Raw genomic sequence first — 7834 nt, 5'->3', positions numbered from 1 at the left:
AGGCCACCATACCCGTTTACAAAGCGAACAGGAAAGTCAATGAAATCAACGGTCTACCCAGACCACCCCCGCGCCAGTGCTAGCTTTGCGTACCGTCACTTATTGCACTGAAAACGAGGAGACCCCTACCAAAACCACCCCGTACCACTGCGCCGAGCTGCGGCGCTCTGTGCCCGTGCTCCAGCGGATCGAATGGGTGAGCGGGATCGGCCAAGACGATGCCGAGCCGGTTGTGCTCGCCGAGGCCTGTGCGCTGGCCAGCCGCTGCCCGAGGGTCGCGCACTGCCCGCTGACGGCCGACGAGTAGGGCGGCTCGATGGCCGCCCCGGAAGCCCCAGCTTGCGGGCTGGGGCGGGGTCACGGTCAGTCCTTGAGCAAGACGATGTGGTGTGTGATGCCTGTGGCGATCAGCACAGCGTGCTCGTTGTTGCGGAACGGGTAGCCGTTGTGTGCGATGACGATGATGCGCATGAAATTCACCTCCTTTCTGGGCAAGTTGCCTCACACCTATTTATGCGGCGGCGCTGAAAAGGGGGTCGATTCAGAAAACGGAATTTAAAGCACGCTAAGGAATGCTCGATCCAGCAACGGCGCGGCTTTGCGTGTGGCGTCTGCCGCTGGAAGCGGCGTTTCGGCTGTTCTCGAAACTCGGCAGTCTCGGCGGCTCGATTCGAGAGCGGTTTTCGAGAACGGGACGGACAAGGCCAGCACTGGCGCGGCCCGCATTCTCACGGTGGCTTCTTGAAAATGATCGTTTGCGAGAGCGGTGGCCATGCCAATGGCTTAACGTACTTTATTTTCCGTTTTCTGAGACGTCCCCAACATCGCCCCCTGGAAGTCTTGGTTGCCTCTCATCGTCCTCGTCCGCGTCGTTCGCCGATCGTTTCAGATCATACTGGCCGAGGCCAGCGTCGACGGGGGATTTTTTCAACGGCCTGCTAGAGTTGGTCAGCGCGGGTCAGTTCGACGGCCAGGGCGACCACCACACCCCCAAGCCCTTCGTGCGCAAAGCGTTTGCCAAGTATCTTGAGTGCGGCATCTTTGCCCATGGCTTTGCCCGCGCTCGCTGCGGCGACTGTGGGCACGACTACTTTGTAGCCTTCTCCTGCAAAGGCCGGGGAGTCTGCCCCTCGTGCACCACCCGGCGCATGGTGGAGACAGCGGCACACCTGAGCGACCACGTCTTCCCCCGCCTGCCGGTGCGCCAGTGGGTGCTCTCCGTGCCCAAGAGGTTGCGGTACTTCATGCAACGCGACGGAGCGGTGCTGAGCATGGTGCTGCGCATCTTTCTGCGGGTGATCGCACAAACTCTGCAGACCCACAGCCCCGGTGCGGCCCATATGGACAAGGCAGGCCTGCACATCGGTGCCATCGCCTTCATTCACCGATTCGGCTCCAGCCTCAATGAACACGTCCACTTCCACGTTTGTGTGGTGGACGGGGTGTTTGAGGAAGTGGAGGGCGAGGGCGATGCTGATGCGACCCCTCGAATCTCATCGCCGGGTGTCATCTTTCACGCGGCCACCGGCATCGATGCGGCTACCGTGGCCCCAGTGCAGACCACACTGCAAAAACGCATCCTGCGCGCCTTCGTTGCTCGGGGCCTGCTGGAGAACTGTGACGCCAAAGACATGCTGGGCTACAAACACAGCGGCTTCTCGGTGGATGCGGGGGTGTGCATCGAAGCCCACGACCGCGCTGCGCTGGAGCGGCTGCTGCGCTATTGCGCGCGTCCACCGTTTTCCATGGAGCGCCTACGCAAAGAGGGAAGCAAACTGGTGTACCGCTGTGCCAAACAGCGCAGCGAGCCCACCAGTGACAAGCGTGGTGCCAAGGCAGATGAGCTGCACCTCACACCGCTGGAACTGATCGACCGCATCGCCGCGCTGGTTCCCCCGCCACGCACCCACCGGCACCGCTACTTTGGTGTGCTGGCACCAAACTCGCCGCTGAGAGCGGCGGTAACGGCGCTGGCTCAGCCTGCTGCGTCGCAACCAGCCACGGTGGAGACTGCACAACCTGGCGCGGGCGTACCTGGGGTGGCGGCGCCGGGCAACGCGGCCACACCCACACCCGAACCTGAAGCACGCCCGAAGCGAGCGGCGCATTACTTGTGGGCGGTGCTGATTGCCCGCATCTACGAGGCATTTCCGCTGCTGTGCCCCATGTGCGGTGGGCAGATGCGCATCATTGCCTTCATCACCCACAGCGCCGAAATCCGCCACATCCTGAACCACATCGGGGTGGAGTCTGCCCCCCCGCACATCACCCCGGCACGCGGGCCACCGCTGTGGGAGGGCTGCGACGCGCCGGTGGATGATGGTGCGCAAGGCGAGCCGGATTGGGATCTGGCAGCTCAACCCGACGAGGTAGACCAGCGCGTCAATTGGTGACCCAGTGAAGCGGCGGTATCCATCGCTGCGGGGAAGCAGCTGCGCGCGCGCCAGGCCCAAATGCATACTGCCTCCCAAGCTCTTGCCATTGAGCGGCAAGCGAGCGCTCAACCTTCCTTGGCCGAACGTGTTTCGAGGCCCAAAACTCGTGCCATACTTGGCCTCATGCGGTTGAATTTCCTATCCGTGGGCACCAAGTCGCACCACCGCGTGGGGCGCTTCTCGGACATCAGCATGTCCAAGGAGTACAGCGACCGCATCGAGGCCATCAACTTCAGCCTGGACCACGACGACGGCCAGAGCCACCGCGACCTGACCGGCGCGGACGTGATCCTGGTCGGCGTGTCGCGCAGCGGCAAGACGCCCACCAGCCTGTACCTGGCCATGCAGCACGGGCTGAAGGTGGCCAACTACCCGCTGATCCCCGAGGACTTCGAGCGCCGCCAGCTCCCTCCCGCGCTGGTGCCGCACCGCAAGAAGATCTTCGGCCTGACCATCGACCCGCAGCGCCTGTCGCAGATCCGCAACGAGCGCCGCCCGGGCTCGAAGTACGCCGACCTGGCCAATTGCCGCTACGAGGTTTCCGAGGCCGAGGCCATGATGCGCCGCTCAGGCATACGCTGGCTCTCCTCCATCACCAAGAGCATCGAGGAGATCGCCACCACCATCCTGCAGGAGGTGCGGCCGGAGCGGCTGGCGTACTGAATGAATAGATGAGTGAGCGGGCGCGAGTGTGCAAAACGCTGAGATGCTCCTTTTTTCATAGCTTCCAGCGCTTGTCTGGCAAGCGCCAGATGCCATTTAGCTTCAAATCGTGGCGCGGCGCCCGCGCCCCAGGGCCAGCACCGCCGCCCAGCTGGCCAGCGCCAGCAGCCCCAGCCAGGCCAGGTGCGGCAGCACCGCCGCGATGGGCGCGCCCGCCTGGTTCAGCCGCAGCGATGCCTGGATGGCGGCCGTACTGGGCGACAGCCAGCGCAGCCACTGCAGCGGCTCGGGCAAGGCCTCGGCCGGCCAGGTGAAGCCTGCCAAAAAGGCCAGCGGGATGGACGTGAACAGGGCCACCTGCAGCGCCCGCTCGCGCTCGGCCAGCCACCAGCCCAGCAGGCAGGCGCAGCCGGCCACGGCCGGCGTGAACACGCCCAGCAGCGCCAGCGCGCCCAGCGGGTTGCCGCCGCGCGGGTAATCCTGCAGCACGAAGATCCAGCCGAAGTAGAACAGCCCAGCCAGCCAGCCCGGCACGCACAGCGCCAGCAGCCGCGCCAGCCAGTCGCGCGCGCCGGCGTGCGCCAGGCCCTGCTCGCGCCAAGTGCCCACCAGCAGCGCGCCGCCCATCAGCAGGGTCTGCTGCAGGATCAGCAGGGCCACGGCCGCCACCACGAAGCTGCCGTAGCCCTCGGTCGGGTTGAACAGCGCCACCGCCTGCAGGTTCACCGGCGAACGGCTGGCCGCCGCTTGCTGCGCGCTTTGCCCGCCGGCCTGCAGCCGCTTGATCTCCACCCCGGCCGACACGGTGCCGAAGGCCTCGGCAAAGCCGTACTGCACCTGCTTGGCCGCCAGCGGATAGGCGCCGTTGGCGTACACGGGCACCACCACGGCGGCGCCGCGCACCACGTCGCGCTTGAAGTCCGGGGCGATCAGCGCATAGCCCTGCACCTCGCCGCGCATCAGCGCCGCGCGCGCCAGGCCCTCGTCGGCCGTCACCAGGCGCGGATCGATGCGCGGGCTGGCCTGGGCGAAGCGCAGCATCTGCCGCGACAGGCCGGAGGCGTCCTGCACCACCAGCGCCACCGGCACGCGCTGCACCACCTGGGGCGCGTAGAACCAGGGGTAGAAGAAGCCGTACAGCACCGGCGCGCCCAGCAGCAGCAACGCCGCGCCCTTGTCGCGCAGCATGGCGGCCAGGCTGGCCAGCCACAGGGCGGCAAAGCCGGGCCGGCGCACCTAGCGCGCCCCCCAGCGCTCGGGCCGGCGCAGGCCGCGCAGCAGGCCCACCGTGGCCAGCGCCAGCAACGCCAGCGTGGCCAGCAGCAGGCCGGCCACCACGGGCAGGCTTTGCGCGGGCGGCGCGCTCATCTGCCACTGCTCGATCTGAAGCCGCGCGTAGTGGGTGTAGGGCATGGCCTCGGCCCAGGTGCGGGCCGAGCCGCTCATGGCCAGCAGCGGAAAGCCCACGCCGCTGAACGCGAAGGCCGGCGCCGACAGCAGCCCCGCGCCCGACATGGCCGTGCGCAGCGACAGCGTGAGGCCCGCCAGCGCCGCGCCCGCCGCCAGGCTGACGGCCACCAGCAGCGCCAGCCCCAGCGCGATCCAGGCCAGGGAGCCGGCCACCGCCCAGCCGCGCAGCTGCGACAGGTACAGCAGACAGGCCAGGGCGCTGGCCCACAGCAGCGCCAGGGGCGCCAGCAGCTTGCCCAGCAGCGCGGCCAGCACCGCCGCGGCCCCGCCGGCGCCGTGCAGCCACTGGCCCAGAGTGCGGTCGCGCAGCTCGCGCCCGACCGACCAGGCCCCGGCCGTCATAGCCAGGATGTGCACCAGCGCCGGCACCAAAGTGGTGGCCAGGAACTGCTCGTAATTGGTGGACACGTTGAACAGCGCCACCAGCTGCGTGCGGATGGGCTCCACGCGCAACTGCAGCGCCCGGGCCGGTGTGCCGCGCTTGGCCAGGGCCTGCATCTCCACACCCGCCGACAGAGTGCCCACCACCTGGCGCACGTCGCGCTGCAGCAGGCTGGAGTGCGTGGCCAGCTGCGCGTTGTGCAGCAGCGCGACGCTGGCACCCGCGCCGCGCTGCACGTCGCGCGCAAAGCCCGGCGGGATGTGCACCACGCCATGGACCTGCATGCGCTGCAGCGCGTCGGCGGCCTCCAGGCGGTTCAGCACTGCCTGGCGCACCTGCAGGCCGGGCGTGGCCTCCAGCATGCGCACCAGCTGGCGCGACAGGGGCGAGGCGCCGTCCTCGTTCCACACGGCGATGGGCAGGCGCTGCGGCTGGCCGGCGGAGAAGATCCAGCACATCAGCGCCATGGCCAGCAGCGGTACCCAGCTGACCATGGCCCAGTCGCGCGGGCGCGAGCGCAACAGGCGCCATTCGCGCCGCAGGCTGGCCGCGAAAGGGCTCACCGCCGGTCCTCGACGATCACGCTCATGCCCGGGCGGGCGCCTTCGATGGGCGAGGCCGGGCGGGCGCGCACCTCGAAGGTGCGGGCGTCGAAGCCCTGGCTGCCGCGCGTGGCGCGCCATGTGGCGAAGTCGGGCAGCACGCCCAAAAAGTACACCTCGAACTCGGCCGTGCGCCCGTCCAGCGCCGGCAGGCGGCCGCTGAAGCGCGAGCCCTTGGCGAAGCGCCCGAGCTGGTCCTCGCGCACGTTCAGCACCAGCCACTGGTCCTGCAGGTCGACCACGGTGACCAGGGCCACGCCCTGGGGCGACAGCTCGCCCTCGCGGGCCAGCACCTTGGCCACCTCGCCGCCCACTGGGCTGCGCAGCTGGGTCTCGGCCTGCGCCGCCTCGACCTCGGCGACGGCGCCGGCAGCGCGGCGGGTCTGGGCCTCGGCGGCGGCCTTGTCCTCGCCGCGCGCGCCGCGGGCGGCCATGTCGTACTGGGCGCGGGCGGCCTGGGCCTGGGCGGCGGCGGCGCGGGCATTGGTCTGCGCCTCGTCGCGCTTTTGCGCCGCCACCAGGCCCTGCGCGTACAGGCCCTCCACGCGCTGCCAAGATGTTTGCGCCAGGTCGGCGGCGGCCTGGGCGCGCTGCCAGGCCAGGCGCGCCATCTGCACCTCTTCGGGGCGGGCGCCGCTCTCGGCCTTGTCGGCTTGCGCCCGGGCAGCGTCGCGCGCGGCCTCGGCCTGGGCCATCTTGGCGCGCACCTCGGGGCTGTCCAGCTCGACCAGTAGCGCACCGGGCTGGATGCGCTGGCCCTCCTGCACAAGCACGCGGGCGATGCGGGCCGTGACCTTGCCGGCCACGTCGGTCTCGCGCGCCTCCATCTGGCCCTGGAAGTACGGCGTGGGCGGCTGCGCTGCGCGCCAGAAGCCCCAGGCGACGAAGGCCAGCAGCGCCAGGCCGGCAAGCGCCAGCGCCCATGGCGGCCGCGGGCGCTGGCTCGGCGGGGGTGCGATGGCGGGAGCGGGCGGGTTCTCGGGTGCGGTCATGGTGTGCTCGGGGTGATCTGGATGTCGGCCTGCGCCATGTAGCGCTCGAACTCGCCCGCCTGGCCGGTACTCTCCAGCAGCGCGGCCAGGGCCTGCACATACTGGTGGGCGGTCTGGGCGCGCTCGGTCTGCACGCGCGCCAGGTTCAGCTCGGCGTCGATCAGCTCCAACGCCGTGCCAGTGCCCCCGCGCAGCGCGGCGGCGCGCAGGCGCAGCAACTCGCGCGCCAGCTCTTCCTGCGCCTGCTGCGCCAGGTATTGGGTGCGCGCCTGGTCCACGGCCAGCCAGTTCTTCTCGACCAGCAGGGCGATGTCGGCCAGGGCCTGCTGCTCGGTCAGCTCGGCCTGCTCGATCTTGCGCTGCGCCGAGGCGGCCAGGCGGTCGCGGTCCACGCTGTCCCACAGGGTGTAGCGCACGGCCAGGCCGGCGGCCCAGTTGGGCTTGCCGCCGCCACTGTTGATCTCGCGCATGCCGAAGCCCAGCACCTGCGGGCGGCGCAGCGCCTCCTGCGCATCCAGCAGCGCGCCGGCCTGGCGGCGCTTGGCCTGCACCTTGGCCAGGCCGGGATGGCCCTGGCGGGCGGCGTCGATGAAGGTGTCCAGCGGCGGCAGCGGGCGGCTGTCCACGAACAGCGCGCTGGTGGGCTGCACCGGGGCGCCGGCCTTCAGCGTGCTCGCCAGCGCCGTGGCGGCCAGGCGCGCGTCGTCCCGCGCCTTGCGCGCCTGCTGCTCGGCATCGGCCAGGGCGGCCCGGGCCTGCAGGCGCTCCAGCTCGGAGATGACGCCAGCGCGCAGCATGCCGTCGGCCGCGTCGGCGTGCTCGCGCACCCCCGCCAGGGCGCGCTCGCGCAGCTGGGCCGCGCGCGCCGCCAGCTGCGCGCCGAAGTAGCGCTGGGCCAGCAGCGCCTGCTGGCTCAGGGTGGCAGCGCTGGCGTCGGCCTCGGCCTCCTCGGCCATGGCGTCCAGTTCGCCGCGCACGGCATCACCCAGGCCGCCGATGTACAGGGGCCACAGCAGCGAGAAGTTGGCCGAGGCGCGGTGCCCCTGGCGCTGCAGGCTCAGGCTGGAGGGCAGCTGCGGCACCTGCCCCACGGCGCCGGCCAGCGGCGGCGGCAGCAGGCCGATGGCGTCCGACAGCGCCTGGCGCGCCGGATCCAGGCTGATGGGGTAGAGCAAGCAGTCGTGTCACCAGCCGCCATTTCGATCACGGTAGGTCGAGCCGGGTGTTCATATCGAGATCGAACCGACCATACGGGTTGACGTGTTCCCAGATCAGCGGCGTCAGGGCGGC

4 protein-coding genes and 2 pseudogenes are annotated in these 7834 nt (G+C 69.9%); 2 read left to right on the top strand and 4 right to left on the bottom strand.

Translation table 11 applies throughout. The features are described 5' to 3' along the window. Nucleotides 1-935 precede the first annotated feature (935 nt). Both ISG32_RS27270 and ISG32_RS27265 read left to right on the top strand, forming a co-directional pair. Nucleotides 936-2393, top strand: a pseudogene (locus tag ISG32_RS27270) (IS91-like element ISCR8/ISPps1 family transposase); the annotation flags it as partial. 186 nt (nt 2394-2579) lie between these two features. Then, nucleotides 2580-3098, top strand: a pseudogene (locus tag ISG32_RS27265) (kinase/pyrophosphorylase); the annotation flags it as partial. A gap of 102 nt (nt 3099-3200) precedes the next feature. On the opposite strand, the gene ISG32_RS27260 reads toward ISG32_RS27265, so the two are convergent. Genes ISG32_RS27260 through ISG32_RS27245 form a run of 4 tightly spaced genes read right to left on the bottom strand, consistent with a single transcriptional unit; the run spans nt 3201 to nt 7719 of the window. Then, nucleotides 3201-4286: an ABC transporter permease gene (locus tag ISG32_RS27260; protein WP_194774128.1), complete on the bottom strand. Its 1086-nt coding sequence runs from the start codon at nt 4284-4286 to the stop codon at nt 3201-3203. A gap of 48 nt (nt 4287-4334) precedes the next feature. Then, nucleotides 4335-5513 carry an ABC transporter permease gene (locus tag ISG32_RS27255; RefSeq protein WP_323746006.1) on the bottom strand — a complete coding sequence of 393 codons (1179 nt, stop codon included), beginning with the start codon at nt 5511-5513 and terminating at the stop codon, nt 4335-4337. Further along, entirely contained in the window at nt 5510-6544 is a 1035-nt protein-coding gene (locus ISG32_RS27250; RefSeq protein WP_166312487.1) for an HlyD family secretion protein, read from the bottom strand. The genes ISG32_RS27255 and ISG32_RS27250 overlap by 4 nt, the downstream gene beginning before the upstream one ends. After that, a complete protein-coding gene (locus ISG32_RS27245) occupies nt 6541-7719 on the bottom strand; it encodes a TolC family protein (protein WP_194774127.1) in 1179 nt (392 codons plus the stop codon). Before ISG32_RS27245 ends, ISG32_RS27250 begins: the two co-directional genes overlap by 4 nt. Nucleotides 7720-7834: the final 115 nt, after the last annotated feature.

This window comes from Diaphorobacter caeni, assembly GCF_015354245.1.
GTDB classification, from domain to species: domain Bacteria; phylum Pseudomonadota; class Gammaproteobacteria; order Burkholderiales; family Burkholderiaceae_C; genus Diaphorobacter_A; species Diaphorobacter_A caeni.
Note: the sequence above shows the minus strand (reverse complement) of the source record. Positions and strands in the feature narration are given on the sequence as shown.

Bases quoted from the DNA above. Each gene is read 5' to 3' on its own strand.
- ISG32_RS27260 (WP_194774128.1), bottom strand. From the start codon at position 4,286: ATGCTGCGCGACAAGGGCGCGGCGTTGCTGCTGCTGGGCGCGCCGGTG.
- ISG32_RS27250 (WP_166312487.1), bottom strand. From the start codon at position 6,544: ATGACCGCACCCGAGAACCCGCCCGCTCCCGCCATCGCACCCCCGCCG.